General features: G+C 49.2%; 25 protein-coding genes. 4 read left to right on the top strand and 21 right to left on the bottom strand.

All coding sequences use genetic code 11. The features are described 5' to 3' along the window. Position 1 precedes the first annotated feature (1 nt). From ispF to BQ7397_RS05725, 5 genes are read right to left on the bottom strand one after another with little or no spacing between them, the layout of a single operon-like run. On the bottom strand, positions 2-490 hold the full coding sequence (gene ispF, locus BQ7397_RS05745; RefSeq protein ID WP_077075159.1) for a 2-C-methyl-D-erythritol 2,4-cyclodiphosphate synthase: 489 nt from the start codon (positions 488-490) through the stop codon (positions 2-4). Continuing rightward, on the bottom strand, positions 487-1,188 hold the full coding sequence (ispD, locus tag BQ7397_RS05740) for a 2-C-methyl-D-erythritol 4-phosphate cytidylyltransferase (RefSeq protein ID WP_077075158.1): 702 nt from the start codon (positions 1,186-1,188) through the stop codon (positions 487-489). Before ispD ends, ispF begins: the two co-directional genes overlap by 4 nt. Continuing rightward, positions 1,181-2,635, bottom strand: coding sequence for a peptidoglycan D,D-transpeptidase FtsI family protein (locus BQ7397_RS05735; RefSeq protein WP_077075157.1), 1,455 nt, complete (start codon positions 2,633-2,635; stop codon positions 1,181-1,183). Before BQ7397_RS05735 ends, ispD begins: the two co-directional genes overlap by 8 nt. Beyond that, positions 2,616-3,887, bottom strand: coding sequence for an FtsW/RodA/SpoVE family cell cycle protein (locus tag BQ7397_RS05730; RefSeq protein WP_077075156.1), 1,272 nt, complete (start codon positions 3,885-3,887; stop codon positions 2,616-2,618). Before BQ7397_RS05730 ends, BQ7397_RS05735 begins: the two co-directional genes overlap by 20 nt. 4 nt (positions 3,888-3,891) lie before the next feature. After that, complete coding sequence (locus BQ7397_RS05725; protein WP_077075155.1) at positions 3,892-4,326, bottom strand: FHA domain-containing protein; 435 nt, start codon at positions 4,324-4,326, stop codon at positions 3,892-3,894. Between the two features lie 131 nt (positions 4,327-4,457). Here BQ7397_RS05725 and BQ7397_RS05720 point away from each other — a divergent pair, with 131 nt between their 5' ends. Genes BQ7397_RS05720 through BQ7397_RS05705 form a run of 4 tightly spaced genes read left to right on the top strand, consistent with a single transcriptional unit; the run spans position 4,458 to position 6,591 of the window. Continuing rightward, positions 4,458-5,060, top strand: coding sequence for a RecX family transcriptional regulator (locus tag BQ7397_RS05720; protein ID WP_159435161.1), 603 nt, complete (start codon positions 4,458-4,460; stop codon positions 5,058-5,060). Beyond that, positions 5,048-5,335: a GIY-YIG nuclease family protein gene (locus BQ7397_RS05715; protein ID WP_077075153.1), complete on the top strand. Its 288-nt coding sequence runs from the start codon at positions 5,048-5,050 to the stop codon at positions 5,333-5,335. The genes BQ7397_RS05720 and BQ7397_RS05715 overlap by 13 nt, the downstream gene beginning before the upstream one ends. Then, complete coding sequence (locus BQ7397_RS05710; RefSeq protein ID WP_077075152.1) at positions 5,313-6,101, top strand: threonine/serine exporter family protein; 789 nt, start codon at positions 5,313-5,315, stop codon at positions 6,099-6,101. The genes BQ7397_RS05715 and BQ7397_RS05710 overlap by 23 nt, the downstream gene beginning before the upstream one ends. 1 nt (position 6,102) lies before the next feature. Next, entirely contained in the window at positions 6,103-6,591 is a 489-nt protein-coding gene (locus BQ7397_RS05705) for a threonine/serine exporter family protein (RefSeq protein WP_077075151.1), read from the top strand. A 47-nt stretch (positions 6,592-6,638) separates the two neighbouring features. Here BQ7397_RS05705 and BQ7397_RS05700 read toward each other — a convergent pair whose 3' ends face one another. The 16 genes from BQ7397_RS05700 to ruvA are packed head-to-tail and all read right to left on the bottom strand — an operon-like array spanning position 6,639 to position 23,621. Beyond that, positions 6,639-7,055 carry a SoxR reducing system RseC family protein gene (locus tag BQ7397_RS05700; RefSeq protein WP_077075150.1) on the bottom strand — a complete coding sequence of 139 codons (417 nt, stop codon included), beginning with the start codon at positions 7,053-7,055 and terminating at the stop codon, positions 6,639-6,641. 4 nt (positions 7,056-7,059) lie between these two features. Beyond that, the gene (gene aspS, locus BQ7397_RS05695; protein ID WP_077075149.1) at positions 7,060-8,838 is read right to left on the bottom strand and encodes an aspartate--tRNA ligase; all 1,779 of its coding nucleotides are present in this window, start codon (positions 8,836-8,838) and stop codon (positions 7,060-7,062) included. A gap of 8 nt (positions 8,839-8,846) precedes the next feature. After that, positions 8,847-10,379 (bottom strand): Mur ligase family protein, encoded by a 1,533-nt coding sequence (locus tag BQ7397_RS05690; protein ID WP_077075148.1) that lies wholly within the window; start codon positions 10,377-10,379, stop codon positions 8,847-8,849. Continuing rightward, positions 10,376-11,755 (bottom strand): coproporphyrinogen dehydrogenase HemZ, encoded by a 1,380-nt coding sequence (gene hemZ / locus BQ7397_RS05685; RefSeq protein WP_083703438.1) that lies wholly within the window; start codon positions 11,753-11,755, stop codon positions 10,376-10,378. The genes BQ7397_RS05690 and hemZ overlap by 4 nt, the downstream gene beginning before the upstream one ends. Next, positions 11,752-12,372 (bottom strand): MBL fold metallo-hydrolase, encoded by a 621-nt coding sequence (locus BQ7397_RS05680; RefSeq protein WP_077075146.1) that lies wholly within the window; start codon positions 12,370-12,372, stop codon positions 11,752-11,754. Before BQ7397_RS05680 ends, hemZ begins: the two co-directional genes overlap by 4 nt. Then, positions 12,372-12,821 (bottom strand): D-aminoacyl-tRNA deacylase, encoded by a 450-nt coding sequence (gene dtd / locus BQ7397_RS05675; protein ID WP_077075145.1) that lies wholly within the window; start codon positions 12,819-12,821, stop codon positions 12,372-12,374. The genes BQ7397_RS05680 and dtd overlap by 1 nt, the downstream gene beginning before the upstream one ends. A 9-nt stretch (positions 12,822-12,830) precedes the next feature. Continuing rightward, positions 12,831-14,990 carry a RelA/SpoT family protein gene (locus BQ7397_RS05670; protein WP_077075144.1) on the bottom strand — a complete coding sequence of 720 codons (2,160 nt, stop codon included), beginning with the start codon at positions 14,988-14,990 and terminating at the stop codon, positions 12,831-12,833. Next, the gene (gene recJ / locus BQ7397_RS05665) at positions 14,987-16,714 is read right to left on the bottom strand and encodes a single-stranded-DNA-specific exonuclease RecJ (protein WP_083703437.1); all 1,728 of its coding nucleotides are present in this window, start codon (positions 16,712-16,714) and stop codon (positions 14,987-14,989) included. Before recJ ends, BQ7397_RS05670 begins: the two co-directional genes overlap by 4 nt. Further along, the gene (scfB, locus tag BQ7397_RS05660) at positions 16,711-18,066 is read right to left on the bottom strand and encodes a thioether cross-link-forming SCIFF peptide maturase (RefSeq protein WP_077075142.1); all 1,356 of its coding nucleotides are present in this window, start codon (positions 18,064-18,066) and stop codon (positions 16,711-16,713) included. The genes recJ and scfB overlap by 4 nt, the downstream gene beginning before the upstream one ends. A gap of 44 nt (positions 18,067-18,110) precedes the next feature. Then, positions 18,111-18,257 carry a six-cysteine ranthipeptide SCIFF gene (gene scfA, locus BQ7397_RS05655; protein WP_077075141.1) on the bottom strand — a complete coding sequence of 49 codons (147 nt, stop codon included), beginning with the start codon at positions 18,255-18,257 and terminating at the stop codon, positions 18,111-18,113. Positions 18,258-18,266: 9 nt separating this feature from the next. Then, on the bottom strand, positions 18,267-18,614 hold the full coding sequence (gene yajC / locus BQ7397_RS05650; protein WP_077075140.1) for a preprotein translocase subunit YajC: 348 nt from the start codon (positions 18,612-18,614) through the stop codon (positions 18,267-18,269). Positions 18,615-18,627: 13 nt separating this feature from the next. Further along, a complete protein-coding gene (gene tgt / locus BQ7397_RS05645) occupies positions 18,628-19,746 on the bottom strand; it encodes a tRNA guanosine(34) transglycosylase Tgt (RefSeq protein WP_077075139.1) in 1,119 nt (372 codons plus the stop codon). Further along, positions 19,743-20,774, bottom strand: coding sequence for a tRNA preQ1(34) S-adenosylmethionine ribosyltransferase-isomerase QueA (gene queA, locus BQ7397_RS05640; protein WP_077075138.1), 1,032 nt, complete (start codon positions 20,772-20,774; stop codon positions 19,743-19,745). The genes tgt and queA overlap by 4 nt, the downstream gene beginning before the upstream one ends. 10 nt (positions 20,775-20,784) lie before the next feature. Continuing rightward, positions 20,785-22,014 (bottom strand): SpoIID/LytB domain-containing protein, encoded by a 1,230-nt coding sequence (locus tag BQ7397_RS05635; RefSeq protein ID WP_077075137.1) that lies wholly within the window; start codon positions 22,012-22,014, stop codon positions 20,785-20,787. Continuing rightward, positions 22,011-23,021: a Holliday junction branch migration DNA helicase RuvB gene (gene ruvB / locus BQ7397_RS05630; protein WP_077075136.1), complete on the bottom strand. Its 1,011-nt coding sequence runs from the start codon at positions 23,019-23,021 to the stop codon at positions 22,011-22,013. The genes BQ7397_RS05635 and ruvB overlap by 4 nt, the downstream gene beginning before the upstream one ends. Before the next feature lie 9 nt (positions 23,022-23,030). Beyond that, positions 23,031-23,621, bottom strand: a complete 591-nt coding sequence (ruvA, locus tag BQ7397_RS05625) for a Holliday junction branch migration protein RuvA (protein ID WP_077075135.1) — start codon at positions 23,619-23,621, stop codon at positions 23,031-23,033.

Below are 23,621 nucleotides of genomic sequence, written 5' to 3'. Positions count from 1 at the left end.
TTTATCGTCCTTTCTTTTCCGAGGATTCCAAAAGCACCACCGCCATGGCGGTCATACCTTCTCCTCTACCTTCATACCCCATTTTTTCGCTGGTCGTTGCTTTAACCGAAACGGCGCTTAAATCTTTTTCGCAAGCCTCTGCGATATTTTCCCGCATGGCGGAAATATACGGCGCCAGCTTCGGCTTCTCGGCAATGACTGTGGCGTCGATATTGCCGACGGCAAACCCTTTTTCCTTTATATGAGCCATGACCTGCTTCAGCATTTCAATGCTGGAGGCGTCCTTGTAGGCCGGGTCCGTATCCGGAAAAAGCTTCCCGATATCTCCCAAGGCCAAGGCGCCGAGAATAGCATCCTCGATGGCGTGAACGAGAACGTCAGCGTCGCTGTGACCCAACAGCCCGCGCTCATAAGGTATGTCCACACCGCCGAGAATCAGCTTTCTTCCTTCAACTAATTGATGGACGTCGTATCCGATTCCGATTCTCATGAGCCCTTCCTGTCTGTGTAAATGGCGTCGGCAAAGATTAAATCCTCCGGCGTCGTGAGTTTAATATTGTTATAGGAGCCGCGAATCAGCTTCACCCTTCGACCCGTCTTTTCCACCAGTGAACAATCGTCGGTTCCGTAGTAGCCTTCGTCATAGGCCTGAACATAGGCGCGGACCAAAATATCCTTTTGAAAGCCCTGTGGCGTCTGTATGGCATAGAGCTTCGAGCGATCGGGTGTGACACCGCTCCACTTACCGTCCTCGCTGATCTTTACAGTGTCCTTCATCGGCGTGGACAGACAGCAGGCGCCGCTTTCCTCGGCTCCCTCAATCACCGCCAGTACTTCTTCTTTCGTGACGAAGGGCCTGGCGCCGTCGTGAGTAAGGATAATGCCGTTCCAGTCCTTTAAAAACTGAAGGCCTTCCCAAATAGTGTCTTGACGCTCATCGCCGCCGACGACCATGTAGATGCTGTGACTTAAGTCCATGTCTTCAAGAATTTCTTTCATCATGGCTTCCTCGCCTTCGCGAATTAAAAGCACGAGAAAGGAAATTTCATCCATATCGTCAAATATTTCGATGGTGTGTCGCACCATGGGCTTTCCGTGAATGGGAAGATACTGCTTGTTCTGCTTTAAATTCATGCGCTTGCCCATGCCGGCAGCAGCAATCATCACGCAAACCTCGCGATCAATCATCGTCATCCTCCAAATGAATGTCGGAGGCATTGAAGTCGATATTGTTTAAAGCATAGGCGATAATGTCTCGGGCCATAGGCGCAGCCACACTGCCGCCGGATTTGCCCGCCTGCTCGACGATGACGGCCACGGCGATTTGCGGATCCTCCGCCGGTGCGAAGCCGATAAACCATGCGTGGTTTTCGCCGGATGCATTTTCTGCCGAGCCGGTCTTGCCTGCGACCTGAGTTCTTCTTAAAGCGGCTCTGCGGCCTGTACCGTCTTGAACAACGGAGACCATATACTTGGTCAGTTTCTTTGCAATCTCAGGCGTCGTGGATTCGATCAATACCTTCGGTTCTTTCTCTTCAATTGCCGACCCCTTTGAGTTTTCCACCTCTTTTACCAAAATAGGCTGCATCATTTTGCCGTCGTTGGCCACCGCCGATGCCACCATGGCCATGTGAAGAGGCGTCGCCAAAACATCCCCCTGTCCGATGGCCGACGCGGCCAAAGTCGTTTTCGGCAAATTCTTTTTATAATCGAAGACCGAAACCGACACGGGCAGATCAAAGGGAATTTTGCTGTTGAAATAAAATTTATCGGCGGCTCCTCCTAATTTGTCCTTTCCTAATTTTGAGCCCTTATCGACGAAATAAGTGTTGATGGACTTAACCAAAGCCTCTTTTAGATCCACGGAGCCGTATTGTGCGCCTTCCGCGTTTTTAAACGTCCGACCGTCGATGACTTGAGAGCCATTATCCTCATAGTTTAAATCGATGCGATCCTGATCAAGCAGAGACGATGCGGTTATAAGCTTAAAGGTGGACCCTGGCGGATAGCGACCATTAATGGATCGATTCAGCAATGCGCCGGATTGATTCTTTTGCAGCTCGTTCCAATCCTGGGCAATAGTCGATGCATTGAAATCGGGCAAGGAGACCATGGCATAGATCTCCCCGGTTTTCGGGTTCATAACCACGATGCTGCCTTTTTCCGCATTTTCTTCCAGCATTTCCCGCGCCTTGGATTGGACTTGGGTGTCGATGGTTAGAATCAAGGAATTGCCGTCTTGTTTTTTCGAGCGAATCATGTCGGATATGGCCTTTAAGGTACGGTTTCCGTTTCGATTCAACAAATAATCGTTGTAAGAAGATTCCAAACCGCTCTTTCCTAAAGAGGGATGGGAGTAGCCGATAATATGAGAATACAAAATGGGATAGGCATATTCCCTGCGGTAATTTCCCGGCTCCCCTTTCGAGGTGGCAAGTACCTCGCCGTTGCGATCGTAAATGTCCCCGCGCTTAATTTGAGCCTCTTCAATATAACTCCGACGGTTCGACGGATTCTTCTTTACTTCCTCCGCTTGGAAGAAATAAAAGTAAGTCAAATAGACAATGCAGCTTAAAAATAAAAGGATCAATCCGGCGAGCAAAACAATGATGTGCTTATTTTCCGTTCGGTTCATTGCTCACCTCGTCTTTCATAATTTCACGCTCATATTTCCAAGACAAGTCTTCCGATGCGACCTGTAATATACCTAGGGCAATAAAGCTGGACAAGATCGAGCTACCGCCGTAGGACATGAAGGGCAGCGTGATCCCGGTCATGGGAATCAGCTTAATGACGCCGCCGATATTCAGAAAGGCCTGCACGGATATGAGCACCGTCGCAGAAATAGCCAACATGCGATAAAACTTATACTCTTGCTCCAAGGCGATCTTAATGCCGCGGTAGATTAAAAGAATGTATAGAAGGATAATGGCAAATCCTGCAAAAAGGCCCATTTCCTCGCAAATAACCGGGAAGATAAAGTCCGATACGGCGACGGGAATTAACTCCGGATGACCGAAGCCGATCCCGGCACCGAAAAATCCCCCTTCTGCAATGGCAAAAAGAGATTGCACAATTTGTCTGCCGGTGCTGTAAGCGTAAGTCCAGGGGTCAAGCCATATGTCGATTCTGGTTCGCACGTGACCGAAAAGAAAGTAGCCCAGCACGCCCCCCAGAGCCAAAAGGCCAAGGTTGATGAAAAACGCCTTAATATCCGGGTCGTAAACGAATTGAATGGCAATATACATGGCCATAAACAGCACGGCCGTCCCTAAATCCCGTTGAATAAATAATAGCAGGACGAAAAAGTAAATAATTGCCATAATAATATAACTGGTGTAGGGGTATTTCTTGTATTTCTCGTAATTACTGTAAAAGCTGCCTAAAATAAACATGAGTAGGATCTTAATGAACTCCGTCGGTTGGAAGACGATGGATGATCCGATACTGAGCCAGTTTCTCGCGCCCCGCACGGTATTGCCGAATATCAGAGTCGATAAAAACAACAGGACACTGATCACCAAAGCCAAGGAGCCGTAGCGCTCCACATGGGGCACGACGCGAACGAGAAAATAGGTGGCGTAAAAAAACAATACCCCGATAAATGCCCACTGTAGCTGCCTAATCCCCGTCTCCGGTTCGATTCGGAAAATCGTGATTATCCCGATGGTCAATAGCAGGGAGACGATAAGGAAAATATAATTATCGCCGGTGGTGATTTTACCGAGGATAAAATTAGAAATGTAGATGACAAAAATAAGACCGCCGGTTAAAAATAACAACTGGCGATCCAGATGCCCCTCGTAGGTGTAAAAAACCAATGCGATGGACAAAATTTCAAAAACGAGAAGGATATCTCGCGGACGTCTGAAGATTTTATTATCCACTGTATCACCTACTTTGGTCGACAAATAAAAACTGAATAAAGCCGACGCCGATGCGATCGCCGTTTTTCAATTCCGTTTTTTCATGAAGGGTTTGACCGTTTAAAAAGGTTCCGTTGGCGCTGTTTAAGTCGCGAATATAGTAATGGCCGTTTTCCTTTTCAATGAGCAAATGATTTTTTGAAACGAAATTATCTTTAATGACGATGTCATTCTTACTGCTTCGGCCCAATTTCGTTAAGCCGCGCAAGACGTAATATTCCTGCATTTTAAAATTCAGCGAATCCAATCGATTCACTACTTTCAAATACGCTTCATCTTTTCCTATTTCCAAGGATTGCATGGAGCGTATATCTAAGTAGATCATGCGAATGATTGTAAAAATAAACAAGTATATAATCAGAATGAAGATATATTTAAAAAGCTGTGAAAGTATTGCCATTCTGCACCTCATCTCAATTTTACCTAAATAGTATCACAGCAACCGTTCATTTTCAACGTTTCCGCCGTTTCAAAGGTCCGGATCATCGAGAAGAAAACTCTAATTTGTGTTAAAATAAATCGATGATGCCTATGGAAATTATTAAAATAAAAAAAGAAGATGATCGCTACGTCCTTCACCTTTCAAATGACGATACATTGTCTCTTAAGGAGTCGGTTTTTGTACGCCACAATTTGTATAAGGGAAAGGAAATCGACGAGGATCAAATCGTCGCCATCGTCTTTGACAGCGCTCGACAAGACGGAATCGATCTTGCCCTGAAAAAATTGACGAATCGAAAAACCGAGAGTGAAATTCGCACGATCCTATCTTCAGAGGATTTCGACGAAGAGGTCACCGATGAAGTCGTGGATTACTTAAGCGAGTACGGCTTCATCGACGACGAGGCCTACGCCCTTTTGTTCTGTCGGGACAAGCGTAATATTAACGGCTACGGACCGGTAAAGATCGCCTATATCCTTCGGCAAAAGGGAATCGACGATACGACCATCGCCCACGGCCTTGAAGAATATACCACGGAAATTGAAATAGAGATGATCGAAGCCATCGTAGAAAAAAAATATCTTCGCGACGGAATTCTTGTGAAGGAACGGGAAAAGATCATCCGATTTCTCCTTTCCAGGGGCTTTCACTACAACGAAATTAAAGAAGTGTTGAGCCGATGGAAAAATTAAGCAAGCATTACGTCTACATCCTACGTTGTAGCGACGGCACCTTGTACACCGGCTACACCACGGATCCCGAAAGACGCTTGGAAGAACACAATAAAGGCACCGGGGCCAAGTACACTCGCTCGCGCCTTCCCGTTACCATGGTTTACTTAGAGGAAGGTGCTGATCTTTCCTGGGGGCTTCGCCGCGAAGCCTCTATTAAAAAGATGAGTCGAAGCGATAAATTAAAGCTGATAGAGAAAGCAGGTGATATGCATGGAAAAACGCCACGTCGATAATTTAAACGAAGCAAAAAGCTTGATTAACCTGGCCATGATTACCGGTCAAATGCTGATCAAAAACGGTGCGGAGATTTACCGTTCCGAGGATACCATCGTGCGTATGTGCGCTTGTGTAGAAGAGATCAAAGAGGTCGAGGTCTTCGCCCTGAGCTCTGCGATTTTCGTCTCCGCTCAGTACGAGGGCGAAACCATCACCATGTTTAAAGACATTAAAAACCAAGGCGTTCACTTGTCCCGCATCGATGCTATCAATACTTTTTCAAGAAATTTCGTTTCCGGCGATATTTCACTGAACGATGCTCGCGACAAGCTTTTGGCGATATCAACCATGGAAAAATGTTCGTTACCCATGTCCATGTTTTTTATCGGACTCTGTAGTGCATCCTTTGCCGTGATGTTCGGCGGGGATTGGTACGATTTCAGCTATACATTCCTAGTCGGAATGGCTTTAAGCTATTGTATGCGCACCACTTCACGCTTCAATATCAATTTCTTCGCAGATACGCTCATCGGTACCATGGTCGTGTCCATCCTCGCATTTGTCGGTGCGAATGCTACGGATAGACTCCACATGGACATGATCATCATCGGATCCATTATGCCCTTGGTCCCCGGGATGCAAATCACCAATTCACTTAGAGACATTATGAGTGGGGACTTTGTCTCCGGCATGATCGGCATTACGAAGGGAATTTTTGTCGCTCTCGCCATCGCACTGGGCGTCGGCTTTATTTTAAACGTACAAAAGATTATCGGAGGCTGATATGGAACTGTCTAAACTTATCCTGATGTTTGTCGTTTCGGTGACATCGACTATCGGCTATGCGGTACCCGTGGAAGCGCCGAAGCGTTCCCTAATCCCCAGTGCTTTGAGCAGCGGCTTCGCTTATTTAATTTATTTGAAAATTGTAGACTTGGATGGAAGCGCATTTTTCGGCGCCTTCGTTTCCGCACTCATTATGGGCATTTTGGGCGAATTTTTCTCTCGACACTATAAAATGCCCGCCACGATTTTTGTTTTGCCGCAATTGATTACATTGGTTCCCGGGGGCGGCATGTATTACACCATGAGCTATTTGATTCAGGACAATATGGAATTTTTCGTTCGTGAAGGCGCCAATACTTTTTCCATCGCCGTTGCGCTCTCCCTGGGAATCGTCGCTTCCAGTTTATTTTCCCGGTCCCTTCGAGCCTTTCGTGAGCGCTCGCTCAACAATGCCCGCCCGATCTTTCACAAATTTAAATCATTCTAGTTCAACGACTGCACATAAAAAGTCCATGCGAAACGCATGGACTTTTTTTATAATATTCGAACCATTTTCGGATGGGCCCCATTGCCTTGTTTTTTATCGACAGACTTTAAAATAAAGTAGCTGATCACCAATGATGAAGCGCCTAGAATAAAAACATACAAATCGCGCTTCGGCAGAGCATCGGGTAAAAGAAGTTGCCCCAAGCCGATGGCAAGTAAAAAGAAAACCAGTGGAATTCCGTAGACCTTATAAATCGAATGAAGGACGAAATGGTCATTGACGAACAACTCCACACTGTCTCCTTCTTTGGCGTTTAAATCATTGGGTACGGAGATAAACTCCGACTTCGATTCGCAGGCCGAACTTGAGCAGGTCGCGCAGGCAGAACCGCATGCGCCTTTTCTGCTTACTTCCATGTAAGCCAGTCCGTTTTTAACAGATAAGATACGTCCAATTTGGATCATAAGATCACTCCTCTATAACGTGAATGTGAACTTCCTCTAATTGCTTCTCAGGTAAAGATACGGGCGCGCCGGTGAGTAAGTCGCTGGCCGATTGGGTTTTCGGGAAGGCGATGACGTGGCGCATATTTTTTTCGCCGGTTAAAAGCATGATTAAGCGGTCGAGGCCGTAGGCCAGGCCGCCGTGCGGCGGTGCGCCGTAGCGGAAGGCTTCGATAAGGAAGCCGAACTTCTCTTCCGTTTCTTCCTTGGTGAATCCGAGGGCTTTAAACATACGGGATTGCACGTCGCTGTCGTGAATACGAATGGAGCCGCCGCCCATTTCATCGCCGTTAATGACGATGTCGTATGCTTTCGCGCGGCAAGCGCCCGGATCGGATTCCAGCTTATCCAGGTCTTCGTCCATAGGCGATGTAAAGGGGTGGTGCTTGGCCACATAACGCCCCTCTTCTTCGTCGTATTCAAATAAGGGGAATTCGACGATCCAAAGCGGTGCGATCACATCTTCGGGAATGAGACCCATCTCATCGGCGATGTGATTTCTTAAATTGCCAAGAGCCGCATAGACCGTGTCGTTTTTATCCGCAACAAAGAGGACTAAGTCGCCGGTTTTCGCTTCAAGCTTTTTGAGAATCGCGCCCATGGTGTCGTCGCCGATAAATTTCAAAATAGGCGATTGGATTTCGTTTTCCTTCACCTTGGCCCAGGCCAGTCCCTTCGCCTTAAAATCCTTAACGAAGGCTTCCAGCTTGTCGATTTTCTTCCGCGTGTAGGCTTCCGCCCCGCCTTCGACGACGATGGTGCGGACGCTGCCGCCGCTTTCCACGGCGGAGGTAAATACCTTAAAGCCGCAGTCTTTTACCAGCTCGGAAATATCCTTCAGCTCCATGCCGAAGCGTACGTCGGGCTTGTCCACGCCGTAGCGATCCATGGCCTCTTGATAGGTCATGCGATTAAAGGGAATGGATAAATCCTTGTTCAAAACTTCCTTAAAGAGCATTTTTAAATAGCGCTCGTTGACGTCGATAATGTCTTCTATTTCGACGAAGCTCAGTTCCATATCGATTTGCGTAAATTCCGGTTGACGGTTAAAGCGCAAGTCTTCGTCTCTGAAGCAGCGGGCGATTTGAATGTAGCGATCGAATCCCGCCACCATGAGCATTTGCTTCATGAGCTGAGGCGATTGTGGCAGAGCATAGAACTCGCCCTCGTGAATACGGCTGGGAACCAAATAGTCCCGTGCCCCTTCAGGCGTGGGCTTGTTCAGCATCGGCGTTTCCACTTCCACAAAGCCTTCGCTGTCGAAGAAGTCCCGCGTTAATTTATATACCCGAGAACGGGTGCGTAAAATCGACTGACTGCGGGGTTTTCTCAAGTCCAGGGTACGGTATTTTAGGCGCAAGTCGTCGGAAACGTCATCGTCGTCCTTTACATAAATGGGAGGAACGTCGGATTCGGATAAAATCTTCAGCTCAGTCGCCAAAATTTCGATCTTGCCCGTGGGGATTTGCTCGTTCACAGAGCTTCTCATGCGAACCTTGCCGACGACGGCGACGCAAAATTCCGAGCGCAGCTTCGTCGCCTTCTCGAAAATAACCTCGTCCGTATCGCCGTCAAAGACCACCTGCACGATTCCCGTGTAATCGCGAAGATCGGCAAAGACAATGGCGCCGAGATTTCTGGCTTTTTGCACCCATCCCATCACCGTGACGCTTTCACCGATATGTTCTTCTCGTAATGTTCCGCAGAAATGGCTGCGCTTTAATGAACCCAATGCTTCTCCCATGATGCCTCCTAACAAATTCTGTTTTCTATTTTGTTCAACCAATAGGTTTTATCTTCGCCTTCGGATTGTTCGGCTAAAGTTTCCCACACGTACTTGGCGCCGTGGTCCATGCCCTGGCAACCGGCCAACAAAAAGACGTCGTGCTCGCCAACTTGATCCCATACCTTGGCGATGGCGCTTTTTAAATCGTCGACGACGGGGACGTCGTATCCGGCCTCTTTCATGACCTCGGAGAAGGCGGCCAGCTCGGAATCAGTGACCACGTCTTTCGACGAGACCACTTCTTCGCTTCGGGTGGCGTAAAAAGTCTTTAGCGGCAATTTGTCCATCCACTTTACCATTTCCAGGGCGTTGTCGCGATTAAGCGCCGCTCCCCTTCCGCCACGTACGGCGTAAAGGACGTGGAGATTCTTATAATCCATTTGGCACAGGGTCTCCAAGGTCACGGCGATGTTTTTTTCGTTGGCAAAGTGATCGTCAAGGATCATATAGTCCTTATTATAAATCAATTCGAAGCGTCTTTCGACCCCTGAAAAATTGCGAAGGGCCTTTTGAATCGTCGCCCCGTCGACGCCTTCCAATAAACCGTAAGTAATGGCGATCATGGCGTTGAGCACGGAGTGGTAGCCCGCCACCTCCAGCTCAATGGGAAGCACCACGGGATCCAGGTTCCACCGCGAGCTGTGATGAGCCTGTTTTACCACGTAATTAAATTTTGCAAAGCCCGTAGACAGATCGATGTCTTCGATGCCGATGGAGGCCTCTTTTTCGATGCCCGCCGTCAACACGTCGCCCTTCGTCTTTTCGATGAGCCCTTCAATAAGGGGAGCGTCGATGTTTAAAATCACTGCGGTTTTTTCGTCGGCGTGGCGAATAAGGCGACTTTTGAAGTGGAAGTAATTTTCAAAGGTGCCGTGTTGTTCCAAGTGCTCTTCGGAAATATTGTTGAAGCTGACGATGTCGTAGTCGATGCCTCTGCTTCTGTAGAGCTCTTGGGCGGAGGAGGACACTTCCATGACCACGACCTCGATGCCGGCATCCACCATATCCCTCAAATGCTTTTGCAGGTGAATGCTTTCGGGTGTGGTTAAAATCGACGGAATGGATACGTCCTTGTACTGCACCTCCACCGTGCCGACGACGCCCACTTCATAGCCCGCTTCTTTAAATATGTCCCGAATCATATAAGCGGTAGAGGTCTTTCCGTTGGTGGCCGTCACGCCGAAGACCTTTAATTCCTTCGACGGGTGATTGTAAAAGGTGCATGCCAAATCCGCAAGGGCCATCCGCGGGTTTTCGACGACGATTTGCGGAATGTCGTCTTCGGTGAGGTGATCGACTACGGCCAATACGGCGCCATTGTCCTTGGCTTTTTTAATGTAGTCGTGGCCGTCGACTAAGACGCCTTTCATGGCGACAAAAATATCTCCTTCGCCGATCTCTCTGGAGTCATTGGCGATGTGGGGTATGTCGAGATTTACGTCGATGTCGCCTTTTCGATCTAAAATTTCAATCCCGTCTAAAAGTTTTTTTAAAATCATATTCCTTCTCCCAAATACAAGGCCTTTTTTCGCAAGACTTCGCCGAAACGATCGGTGTAGTCGCGCATATTTCTGAAATTCGAAAACTTACGAATTGTTTTGCCGTTCCTGTCGACGAGCTTAGTCGTGGCCGACATGCCGACGCCGATAACGGAATGGATCTCCTCCATCATAATCATATTATACAGGGACTCTGTCCCTTCCTTCGCATAACCGACATTGGACCCGTTGCCTAAAATTCGCTTTTGACGGTAGAGGTAATAGGGCAGATAGCCCTTGTCCGTCAGGTAGCTCATGGCGTAGTCCTGCATGGCTCCCGTTTGTTTGACGTACACGCTGTTATTTTCAAAAATCTTCGAACCGTTTTTTAAAGACAGCATGTGAACCGTAATATTCTCCGGCTCCAATGCAGTGAGGCGGTCCAATGTATAGGCCACTTCCTCGACCTCCTCATCCCCCAGTCCCAGGATCATATCCATGTTGACTTGAAAATCGGTTTGCTCCCTGACGAGGGCATAGGCCTTTAAAATATCTTCCGGGCTATGGGGCCGCTTGACCGCCTGAAGCGTTCGCTCTACCATGGTTTGCGGGTTAATACTGATCCTCGTAATGGAATAGCTACGTAAGCTTTGCAGCAGCTCCTCTGTAATGGTCTTCGGTCTCCCGGCTTCCAGAGTAAATTCCCGCGGCTTAAAATCGTCGAGATAATTTAGAATCCGCTCCAGCTCCTTCACAGGAATTGATGTAGGCGTTCCGCCTCCGATATAAATCGTCTCCGGCGCACGACCGGTTTGTTCCAGAACAAAATGAAGCTCCCTCAGAAGAAAATCCATGTATACTTTGACCGCTTCTTTATTGGCGCTTCCGATGGTGGGATAGCTGCAATATTCACAGCGCGAGGGACAAAAGGGGATGTGAATGTACAGGGAATAGCCTCGTCCCAAATAATCCTTCGTCAGCCGGGATTCTTTACAGGCAATTTCCATTAAGAGAGAGGCCACCTTCGGATCGACCAAGTAGTCGTCCGTTAAGAGTTTTAATGCCCCGTCGTCGCCTAAGCGTCTACGATGTTTTTGTAAAAATTTAATGGGCCGTGTCCCCGTCAAGCTTCCCCATGAGGAAGGCTCCTTGTCCGGATGGTTCACTTCCCTTGCTATCCACGCGCTGATTTTTCGCTTGAGTTCAAATTCGTCCGCTCCGGGAAACGTGTTTTCGTAGCGATCGTCTCCGATGATTAAAGTCACGCGCTTTCCCTCTGCCAGTGTGTCGATGATTAAAAACAACTCGCCGGAAATCTCGTATGCAGGAAAATAGATCCGAAGCAGCTCATAAAAGGTGTGCAACTCCGAATCTGTGCCGTTAACTACTCGTATCATAAAACCTGCCGCATAAATGGATTCATACGCTTTTCGTTACCGATGGTGGTAGGAAAGCCGTGGCCGGGAAGAACCTTTAAGTCTTCGTTTAGTTTAGTAAGCTTAACTAAGGATTCCATAATGGCAGACACGTCGCCGCCGGGAAAATCCGTGCGACCGATGGAGCCTTGGAATAAAGTATCGCCGCTGAACAATGTGTCGCCGTAAAGATAGCATACGCCGCCCGGGGTGTGACCCGGGGTGAAGATGACTTTTACATCCCCCGCTTTAAAAGGAATCACATCGCCGTCTTTCAGCAGAACGTCGGGATTTTTATCGGGTAGCTCCCCTCCCAGCATGGCGATGAATTGCGGCGATTGACTGAGGAAATTCTCCAGCTCATCTTTGTGCATATAGACCTTAACGCCCAGGCCGTCGCGCACCTTGTTTAAGGCGGAAATGTGATCGGCATGGCCGTGAGTGAGCAAGATGCCTTCGATGGATAGTCCCAGGCGCTTCACGCAGCTCAGAATCTTTTCCGGTTCCGCACCGGGATCGATGATAAAGCCGTTTTTGGCCTCGTCATAGACCAGGTAGCAATTGGTGGTTCCGCCCACTAATAGAGTATCGATGGCCATCAAAAGCTCCTTTCGCTGTCGAGTAGAATCGTCACCGGGCCGTCGCCGACCATGTCGATGGCCATGTCCGCGCCAAAGCGTCCGCGAGCGACCTTGTGGCCCTTCGATTCGATGTAAGCTATAAGCTCCTCATACATAGGCTCCGAAACATCGCCTTTTGCTGCGCGAATATAGCTGGGACGCATGCCCTTTCTGGCATCGCCGTAGAGGGTAAATTGACTAACCACCATGATTTCTTTTTCGCTGTCGGCAACATTGACGTTCATGACGCCGTTTTCGTCGTCGAAAACGCGAAGCCCCATGATTTTATTGCCGATGTATTCCATATCCTTCTTCGTATCCTCGTCGGTAACGCCGACGAGAACCATAAGTCCCGACCCGATGGAAGAAACCTCTTCTCCTTCGACGGAAACTTTTGCTTTTTTCACACGTTGGACTACTGCTCGCATAGACTCTCCTTAACCGCTCACTCGATATACTTCATAAACATGTTCGATTTTTTCCAGCTTCTTCAACAGGCGGGACAATTCGTCGATATGATGGATGCGCACCACCGTGCGTACGATCATATTGTGATCCTTGTCCTCTCGCGCAGACAGATTTTGAATATCCAATCGGGAATCGTGGATCCGATTGGCAATATCCGCCAACACATTGTTTTTTCCGGCAGCGCGAATTTCGATTTCGGCACTGTAGGTCTCTTTTTCGTCGATTTCCCAACGCACGGGAATCAGTCGATCCTCGTTCAGATTATTCTTCAGATTGATGCAATCGGAGCGATGAATACTGATCCCCCGACCCATGGTAATAAAGCCGACGATTTCATCGCCGGGCACCGGCGTACAGCATCTGGCGATGCGGACCTTCACATTGTCGATGCCTTTGACGACAATGCCTCCCGTATTGCGATGGTCGCTCTTATCTTCTTGCAGGGCGATGTCGTCGACGGACATCGTTTCTGCCATGGTCTTGCGCTTTTCTTCCTTGGCATACTCTTCCAGCTTCGCCGTTACCTGGCGAACGCTCGTGCTGCCGTAGCCAATTTGGGAATAGAGGTCGTCTAAATTGCCGTATTTGAGACGCTGCCGTACCTCTTCCATCCAATCGTCGCGAACGAAGTCGGCAGGTTTATAGCCGAGGCGCTTCGCCTCTTGCTCGATCATGGTCCGGCCCTTTTCGATGTTTTTGTCCCGATCCTTAACTTTAAAATATTGCCTGATTTTCGTTCGGGCTTGGGGGCTGGCGACGATGGACAGCCAGTCCAGGGACGGCTCGGAATTTTTATTGGTAATGACCTCGACGATTTCACCGTTTTTCAGCTTGTGGCTCAGAGAAACGATGCGACCGTTGATCTTCGCGCCGACACAGGTATTTCCTACAGCCGTGTGCACCCGATAGGCGAAGTCGATGGGCGTGGAATTGTCGGGCAGATTAATGACGTCGCCATTAGGCGTAAAGACGAAGACCTCGTCGGCAAAAAAGTCCACCTTCAAGGTTTCCATAAACTCGTTGGGATCCTTCAAATCCTTTTGCCATTCCAAGAGCTGTCTGAGCCAGGTCAGGTTTTCGTCAAAGGTGGTGGATTTCCTCGCACCTTCTTTGTATTTCCAGTGGGCGGCAATCCCGTATTCCGCCGTCTTGTGCATTTCCCAGGTGCGAATTTGAACCTCAAAGGTCTCGCCGTTGTCGTCGATAACGGTCGTGTGCAGGGATTGATACTTGTTTGGCTTCGGCATGGAGATGTAATCCTTAAACCGACCGGGAATAGGCTTATACATGGTGTGTACCACACCCAGTGCCCCGTAGCAATCCTTCACGTCGTCGACGAGAATGCGGATGGCCTGTAAGTCGTAGATTTCTTCAAAGGTCTTGCCTTTTTTCATCATCTTCTTGTAGATGCTGTAGAAATTTTTCGGGCGACCGTTTATATCGGCGGCGATGCCCATGCGCTTCAATTGCTTGGAAATGTCGTCGATTAACGATTGGATAAGCTGTTCCCTCTCGCTGCGTCGGCGATTGATCATATCCACTAAATTATAATAATTTTCCGGATCCAAATAGCGTAGAGACAAATCCTCCAGCTCGCTTTTCACCCGGCTCATGCCCAAGCGGTCGGCAAGGGGCGCATAGATCTCGATGGTCTCCAGTGCCTTGTCGTGTTTCTTTTCCGGCGTCATATATTCCAGGGTGCGCATATTGTGTAGGCGGTCGGCAAATTTGACGATGACCACGCGGATGTCCTTCGCCATGGCGAGAACCATCTTTCGAATATTTTCCGCCTGCTTTTCCTGCTTGGTTTGGTACGAGAGCATTTTTAATTTCGTCACGCCCTCGACCACTACGGCGACGTCTTCGCCGAAATGCTCCTTCACATCCTCGTAGGTGACGTCAGTATCTTCAATGGTGTCGTGCAACAGACCGGCGATAATGGTGGTTATATCCATATTCATTTCCGCCAAAATAAGCGCAACATGATAAGGGTGAACGATATAGTCCTCCCCGGAATTGCGCTTTTGGCCTTTATGATGCGCTTCGGCAAAGAGGTAAGCCTCGCGAACTTTATCTACATCCCCCTCCGGGTTGTAAGACAAAATCTTTTCAATCAATTGTTCAATCATGTCATCACCATTTTAGATCGTCTCAAATCTTCTATTTGAAATTGCAATGCGTTCCTGTTATTAAAGGTGTCGATGGTCGGAATGTAAGCCATGTCCACACAGAGGCTTCCGTCCGGTGCCTTGGCCTGATTGGCAAAGGCCATAAAATCCTCCGCGTCCATAAACATGACGCCGTCGTAGCAAGCATTTTTATAAAAAAGCTCGAGCTTAATAACATTTCTATTCTTACCGAAAATTCGGTACTGCGAAACATAAACGCCTGTGGCGCCGAAAAGCGGCTTCGGATTTCCGTTTCCAAAGGGCTTCAGACGATCCAGCCGCTCCACCGTCTCAAGGCTCACCTTGTCGGGAGGCATAATGGCGTCGAGGCGCACCCGAGGGACTAAATCCCTGGGATCCAAATCGCTTTTTTCGATGGCATCCAGTTTAAAGGCGATGTAATGGTCTTTCCGCAAACTCAATCCGCATGCAATGGCGTGGCCACCGAAAGAGGTCAGATATTTTTCGCTCTCGCGAATTTTCTCCACCATATTGTAGGCTTCGATGCTTCTGCCGGAGCCCTTGAGCCCGTCTTTTCCGGACGTCAGAACGATACAGGGCCTGGAATACTTGCCCTTAATGCGCCCGGCAATAATGCCGGCAATGCTTTCGTCGATGGTTTCGTCTTTTAAAATATAAATCGGCTGCACCTTTTCCTTGGGATTGGCCAGCTGCTTTTCTAAACGCATAAGCCCTTCCGTGGTCAGGGCCTGGCGCTTTTGATTTAATTCACGCAAGTATTTGGCGGTCTTTTCGGCAAAGGACGGGTCGTCGGTTAAAAACAGTTCCACGGCATCGGTTGCCGTATCCAGTCGGCCCGCCGCATTGATCGTCGGTCCTAAAATAAAGCCTAAATGGTAAGCGCCGATGTCCCCTTTGATCTTCGCCGCCTCTCTTAGGGCATTAAAGCCAATGTTTTGCGTGCGGTTCAGCTGTGCGAGGCCGCAGGTGACCAAGTCCCGATTTTCGCCGATGAGCTCCATCACGTCGCAAACGGTGGCCAAGGCGGCAAAGCCGACCAGGTCTTCGTCCAAGGCTTCCTTTTGTCCCGAGATGGTATATAGATAGTTTACAAAATAAAAGGCCAGAGCGCCACCGCATAAGCCTTTAAAGGGATAATGACAGGCCGATTGATGAGGATTAATGATGGCATCGGCTTTCGGAAGCACTTCCTCCCCTTCTCGGCGCACGACTTGGTGGTGATCGATGACGATCAGCTTCAGACCCAATTCCTTCGCTCGCTCGATGGCATCGAATTGCGCGATGCCGTTGTCACAGGTGATGATCATCTCCACGCCGTCATGCTCTGCTTCTTCAGCCATGAACGGCTGCATGCCGTAGCCGTCTTCCCTGCGATGGGGCAGGCGATAATCCACGTCGAAGCCGAGACCCTGAAGGCCCTTCATGAGAATAGTCGTACTCATGACGCCGTCGCAATCGTAATCGCCGATAATGCGAATTTTCCCCTTGACGTTTTGAACCAGATTCCCCGCCTTCACCATATCCTTCATGGTAATGGCGGAAGGCAAATGTTCCATGGAGGGATGAAGGAAGCTTTGAATCTTTTCCTTCGTATCCACGCCGCGATTGACTAAGACGCGATATTCCCACTCCTGTAGGCCCATGGCGCGAAAGTCGACGGCTTCTTTTGCTTGTTCATTTTTTACGGACCAATACTTCATCATTCACTCTGTTCGTTGGCATAAACGCTTAAAGCGCATTCCAGTCGTTTCCGTTCCATTTGGCAGCCGATGCCGAAGGGCTCGTATATGTCGCCGTTATTGTGATAGGCGTTGGCGTGGCAGCCGCCGCTACAAAAATATTTTGCCCAGCAATCGCCGCAGGCTTCCTTGTGAAATACATCGGCCTTGTGGAAGTGGTCTTGCAAGTCTTTATTCACGATGCCGTCATCCACATTGCCCAATAGAAAATCTTCCTCGCCTACAAATTGGTGACAGGGATAAATATCTCCCGTCGGCGTTACGGCCACGTATTCGCTGCCGGCGCCGCAGCCGATGCTTTTTTTATAGGCGCAGGGCCCGCCGGAAAGGTCGATCATGTAGTGGAAAAAGAGAAAATCGGGATCGTCCTTGCGAATGCGAAGATACTCTTCGCTTAATTTCTCGTATTCCTTCAGGATTTGATCCAGATGCTCCTCGCGAATGGCGTATTCTTCGTTGGGATCGGTGACTACCGGTTCCATGGACGTCTTTTCAAAGCCCAGCTCGTGGAAGAGCATCACATCCTTGGAAAAATCCAAATTGTGATTGGTAAAGGTGCCGCGAATATAGTAGTCCTTGTCACAGCGGGAGGCGATGAGCTTTTGAAACTTCGGCACGATGGTATCGAAGCTGCCCTTTTTGTTTACCGTGGGGCGCATGGCGTCATTGACTTCTTTTCTGCCGTCAATGGAAAGAACCACATTGGCCATTTCACGGTTCAAGTACTCGATGTTTTCATCGTCGAGCAAAATTCCATTGGTGGTCATGGTGAAACGGAAATGTTTCCCGTAGGCTTTTTCATGCTCTCTGCCGTAAGCCACCAGCTCTTTGACCACGTCGAAATTCATCATGGGCTCGCCGCCGAAAAAATCCACTTCTAAATTGCGGCGACTACCGCTGTTTTCCAAAAGAAAATCCAGGGCCTTTTTACCGGTTTCAAGATCCATAACCATGCGCTCGCCGTGAAAGTCCCCTTGGGAAGCAAAGCAATAGGCGCAACGCAAATTGCAGTCGTGGGATACGTGTAAGCACATGGCCTTAATATGGCAATGGGGATTAAATCCGCTTAAATCGACGGGTGTATCTTCGGCATAGAGCAGGCCTTCCTCGATCAGGTAATCCAACTCGTCATAGCCCTCGGACAAAGCTTCGGAATCGTAGCGACCCTTGTATTTTTCGACGATTGCCTCTTTGCTCAAATCCAACATATCCGCCGCCATGTCGAAAATCATGTCGTCGACGACATGAACCGAGCCCGACGCCACGTCTAAAATAATATTCTTGCCATTTCCTTGAAAACGATGAATTTTACGCACAAATTTCCCCTTCTAAAAGAAAAAGGTGTGGGAATCCCACAACCTTATCTATCCTTATTTTCGCACTTTTGATTGCCTACGGTACAAGAAGTCTTGCAGGCCGATTGGCAAGAGGTTTGACATTCGCCGCAGCCGGCTTTTTCCAAACCCTTGCGTAAGGAACGTTTCGTCAATGTTTTTATGTACTTCATAAAATACTCCTATTCTTCTTCCTCGTTATCTTCTTTTTCTGCTTTACGTCCGGACTGTTTCGTCACATTCTTAATAGCCCATTTCATAATTTCCAAGCGCGTCTTCATACCCGTCGATTCGATGACGACCACGTCGGCTTTCACTTGAACAATTTTCCCGACGATGCCGCCGTAAGTATAAATGACATCACCGACAGCAAGACTTTCCATCATTTTGAGCGCTTCTTTTTCCTTCTTCTTATTCGGACGAATAATACCGAAGTAAAAAATAGCGAGCATTAAAACGATAGAGATTAGTGTAGGGATCATAGAATTTCCGCCGTTTGCTTGGGAGAAAAGACCACTTCCTAATTCCATACATACCTCCTATCTATCTCTTATTATTATAACCATATTTCGCGTAAAAGTCATCTTTATATTGGAGGAAGTTATCCTCTTCGATGGACTTTCGAATATTGTCCATGAGATTCAGCAGGAAATATAAATTGTGGTAGCTTGCCAAGCGTAGGCCCAGGATTTCATTGGCCTTAAAAAGGTGGCGAATGTATGCTCTGGAGTAATTACGGCAGACGTAGCAATCGCACTCCGGATCCAGTGGCCTGAAGTCGCGGGCGTATTGAGCATTTTTTATAACCAGCTTGCCGTGAGAGGTTAGACAGCTTCCCTTTCTGGCGTTGCGCGTAGGTAGGACACAGTCCGCCATGTCGATACCCCTTTCAACGGCCTCAAAGAGAAAATCCGGCGTTCCGACGCCCATAAGGTACCTCGGCTTGTCTTTCGGCATAAAGTCCGTAGTATAGTCCAGGACATCGCACATGGTCTCGATGGGTTCGCCGACGGAAAGACCGCCGACGGCGTAGCCGGGAAAGTCCATGGCCACCAATTGCTCGGCGCTTCTGCGGCGCAAGTCCTTATACATGCCGCCTTGAATGATGCCGAAAAGATTTTGGCCGGGCTTGTCGTCGTGATAAATTTTACAACGCTCCGCCCAACGGCTGGTTCGTTCCGCAGAATGCATGATATATTCTCTGGATGCAGGATAGGGAGCGCATTCGTCAAAGGCCATAATAATGTCCGACCCAAGGATGTGTTGAATCTCCATGGATTTTTCAGGCGACAAAAATTGCTTGGATCCGTCGATATGGCTGCGGAAGGTCACGCCCTCTTCCGTGATCTTTCGGCGATGAGACAGGCTGAAGACCTGAAATCCGCCGCTGTCTGTGAGGATCGGTCCGTCCCAGTGCATGAATTTGTGCAGGCCTCCCGCCTCCTCAATGATTTCCGTACCGGGACGAAGAAACAAATGGTAGGTGTTGGACAAAATAATTTGTGCCTTTATTTCACGCAGCTCTTCCGGCGTCATGGTCTTTACCGTGGCCTGGGTGCCGACGGGCATAAAGATCGGGGTTTGAATCGTCCCGTGATCGGTTTCTATGACGCCCCGCCTCGCCTTCGTGTCGGAAGATTCATGGGTCAATGTAAATTTCATGATTCTCTCTTTTCTATAAACATGGCGTCGCCAAAGCTGAAAAAGCGATAGCGCTCCTTTACGGCATGGCCGTAGGCCTTTAATATGGCATCTTTTCCGTAAAAGGCGGAGACGAGCATGATCAATGTGGATTCCGGCAAGTGAAAATTCGTCACGATGGCGTCGACGATTTTAAATTCATAGCCGGGATAGATGAAAATATGGGTGTTATCCGCATCGGGGCAGATCCTGCCGTTTTTCTGCATACAGCTTTCCAAGGTGCGGATGGAGGTGGTGCCCACGGCGATGACGCGACCGCCGTTCTCCTTAGCGCGGTTAATGGCATCCGCCGCCTTCTCGTCGATTTTATAGTACTCGCTGTGCATCTCGTGAGCCTCAATGTCGTCGGTTTTTACCGGGCGAAAGGTCCCGAGCCCCACGTGAAGAGTGATCTCGGCGATTTCCGTGCCTTGAGCTCGTATTTCATCCAAAAGCTCCTTTGTGAAGTGCAAGCCTGCCGTCGGTGCCGCCGCCGATCCTTCGTACTTGGCATAGACCGTTTGGTAGCGGTCCTTGTCCTTTAGCTTTTCGTGAATGTAAGGCGGCAGTGGCATCTCGCCCAGTCGCTCTAAAATTTCGATGAACACGCCTTCGTAGTCGAAGCGAATGTGGCGCAGACCGTCTTCCGTTACCGCCTTCACTTCGCCTGAAAGACCCTCGCCGAATTCGATGGTGCCGCCGACCTTCAGCTTTTTCCCCGGACGCACCATGCACTGCCACAGGTTTTTTTCAATTTCCTTGACGAGAAGCACCTCGATGTGCTCGTCTTTTCCCGGCCGATGGCCGAAGATGCGCGCCGGTAACACTTTCGTGTTGTTAATAACCAGCACATCCTCCGGGCGAATGAATCGAAGAATATCCCTAAAAGATAAATCTTCTACTTCCCCATTGGGCATGGCGTGTAAAAGTCTGGACGCATCCCGTTTATCCGCCGGATGTTGGGCGATTAATTCTTCGGGAAGATCGTAATAAAACTCGCTTCTTTTCATGCTGTCCTTTCTATCTTAATTCCGTGCCCGGATAGTAAAAGCTTAGGATTTGTCTGTAATCCATGCCGCTTTTAGCCATGTTAATGGCACCGTATTGGCTGAGGCCTACACCGTGGCCGTAGCCTATGCCGTTTAAGGTAATGCTTTCGGAAATAGGCATACTATCGTTAAAGGTCGATACCCGGCCGACGGCTTTGCTCAATCCGTTAGCTCGAATAATCGAATCCGTATTGCCTGTGCGAATGCCCTTGGCGGTAATAATTTTATCGTTAGCATAGGGCTTTATGCCCTTCAATGTCATCACCGTCAACGGTTTTTCGGCAGGACGGCTGAATTGATCGGTGCCGAAGTTGGCACTCTTTATCTTCATCCAGCCTAAACGCATTCGGAATTGATTGCCTGTCACCACTTCTCTTCCCGCCGTACCTACCACGGCCATGGATTTAATACGCCCCGTGGAGGAACGCTCCAGCACTTCTAAAGCCGTTGGACGTCCCACCGAGGAAAAGGCCCTTTGAATGTCGCCGGAGGAAAGAGTCGCCGTCCAAGTGGCGTTGCGGGTATTTACCGATTGAGGGTCCTTTTTAGCGATTAAATAAGGGCAGGGATTGCCGCCCCACACCTCTTCGATGGCCTCCGTTTCGCCGCCGCTGGTGGCGTGGAAAATAGTATTGGCTACATCGCCCTTGTAATATAAAATCTGACCCCGGGTTTCCGCCACGGCGCGGTCTGTCATGGGCGATTCCACGCTCATGCCCGCATAGGCTTGAGAGGCGCTGGAATCGTCCAAATTATAACCGTATTTCTCAAACTTATTCCAATTGGCATAGGCAAAGCTTCTGGAAACCACTGCCTGCGTTTTCAGGGCTTCGATGGGCGTCGTGGTGCCGATCTCTTTCGGCAGAACGCCGCGAATATAGTCGTCCACATCGACGATGTTCACAGATTTTAAGGCACTACCGGATTTTACAAAGCGTACATTGCCACGATAAGGCTTGCCGCCGATGTTGATATAGCCTAAAGTCGAAGAGAAAACATCCGATTCAGTTACATTGGAAGTCGTGGCGACAAAATTATTCCCCACGGGAGCTCCGTTTCGCATGATGCCGCCGTCGGATGACAAAGTAATGCTCGATGCCGTGGGTCCGACCTTTACATGAATGGGTCCCTGTGCGGCAAATACCGGCAGGCTGATAAAAATGCTTGCGAGCAGCACGAGGAGACTTAATCGTTTTTTCATGACTCGTCCTTTCTGTAGGGAATCCCTAAGTGATCGTAGGCACGTTTCGTAGCCATACGCCCTCGAGGCGTCCGCTGAATAAAATTAATCTGCAACAAATAGGGCTCGTAGACATCTTCGATGGTGATGCGTTCTTCGCCGATGGTCGCCGCGAGAGTGTCGATGCCTACGGGACGTCCCTCGTAATCTAAAATCATGGTCCGCAAAATCCTTCGGTCCAAATCGTCTAAGCCGTAGTCGTCTACATCTAAAAGCTTCAAGCCTTCCTTCGCCACGTCCTCGTCGATCAAACCGTTTCGCTTTACCTCCGCAAAATCCCGAATTCGCTTTAAGAGGCGGTTGGCGATTCGCGGAGTCCCGCGGCTCCTTTTGGCGATTTCCATGGCTCCTGAGGTGCTCAGCGGGATGCTTAAAATTTCCGAGGAGCGAAGCAAGATCGTCTTTAGGCTTTCCGGATCGTACAGCTCTAAATTCAACAGCACGCCGAAGCGGTCCCTCAAAGGCGACGCCAACTGACCGGATCGGGTGGTAGCGCCGATTAATGTAAAGTGGTTGAGATCCAAACGTAAGGAACGTGCCGAAGGCCCCTTCCCCACGATAATATCCAAGGCAAAATCCTCCATGGCCGGATAGAGAATTTCTTCCACTGTGCGAGGGATGCGATGGATTTCGTCGATAAAGAGCACGTCGTTTTCATCTAAGTTAGTTAAGATGCTGGCCAAATCGCCGGGCCGCTCGATGGCGGGGCCCGATGTCACCCGCATGTTGACGTGCATTTCGTTGGCAATAATATTGGCGAGAGTGGTCTTTCCCAGTCCCGGCGGCCCGCTTAACAGGGCATGGTCCAAAGATTCGTCCCGGCGCCTGGCCGCTTCGATAAAAATCTCGAGCTTCTCCTTCGCCTTGTCCTGACCGATGTATTCCGACAGAAACTTCGGACGAAGGGCCGTCTCGATTCGCTCTTCCTGAGGCAACACGGTTTTTGATACTAATCGTTCCTCTTCCATAGGCCCTCCTTACCCTTTCATCGCCAAGCGCTTCAACGCCTCTTTAAGTACGATTTCCACATCGTCGCTGTCAATACCCTTGATGGCATCCCGAGCCTCGTTTGGCGAATAGCCGAGACCGATCAACGCATCCAAGGCATCCTGTTGCGGCTCTGCTTTTTTCGACGGAGCCAGGTTTAAAACAGGCGCCGAGGGATGCAGTTCCTTTACCTTATCCTTTAGCTCTAAAAGCAAGCGCTCTGCCGTCTTTTTGCCTATGCCCGGCGCTTCCGTCAAGGATTTTGCGTCTCCGCTTTGTATAAAGTAAATGACATCGCCTGCAGAAAATCGGCTGAAAATGCCCATGGCCACCTTCGGACCCACGCCGCTGACGCCGATTAGGAGGAGAAACAGCTCCCGGTCCTCTTCATCCAAAAAGCCGAAAAGAGAAAAGCCGTCGTCCTTCACCTGAAGATAGCTATAAAGAACCACCTCATCCCCCTCGTCGATGCGTCCCAAATTCGGTCCGGGCAGAAAGACGCTCAGCCCGAAGCTGCCCGATTCGACAACGACGCCGTCCAATCTTTTTTCTAAAATAATTCCGCGCAAGCGATCGATCAT

Source organism: Aedoeadaptatus urinae, from assembly GCF_900155585.1.
Taxonomy (GTDB): Bacteria; Bacillota; Clostridia; order Tissierellales; family Peptoniphilaceae; genus Aedoeadaptatus; species Aedoeadaptatus urinae.
The sequence above is the reverse complement of the archived record's forward strand: the minus strand, read 5'-3'. Positions and strand labels throughout refer to the sequence as shown.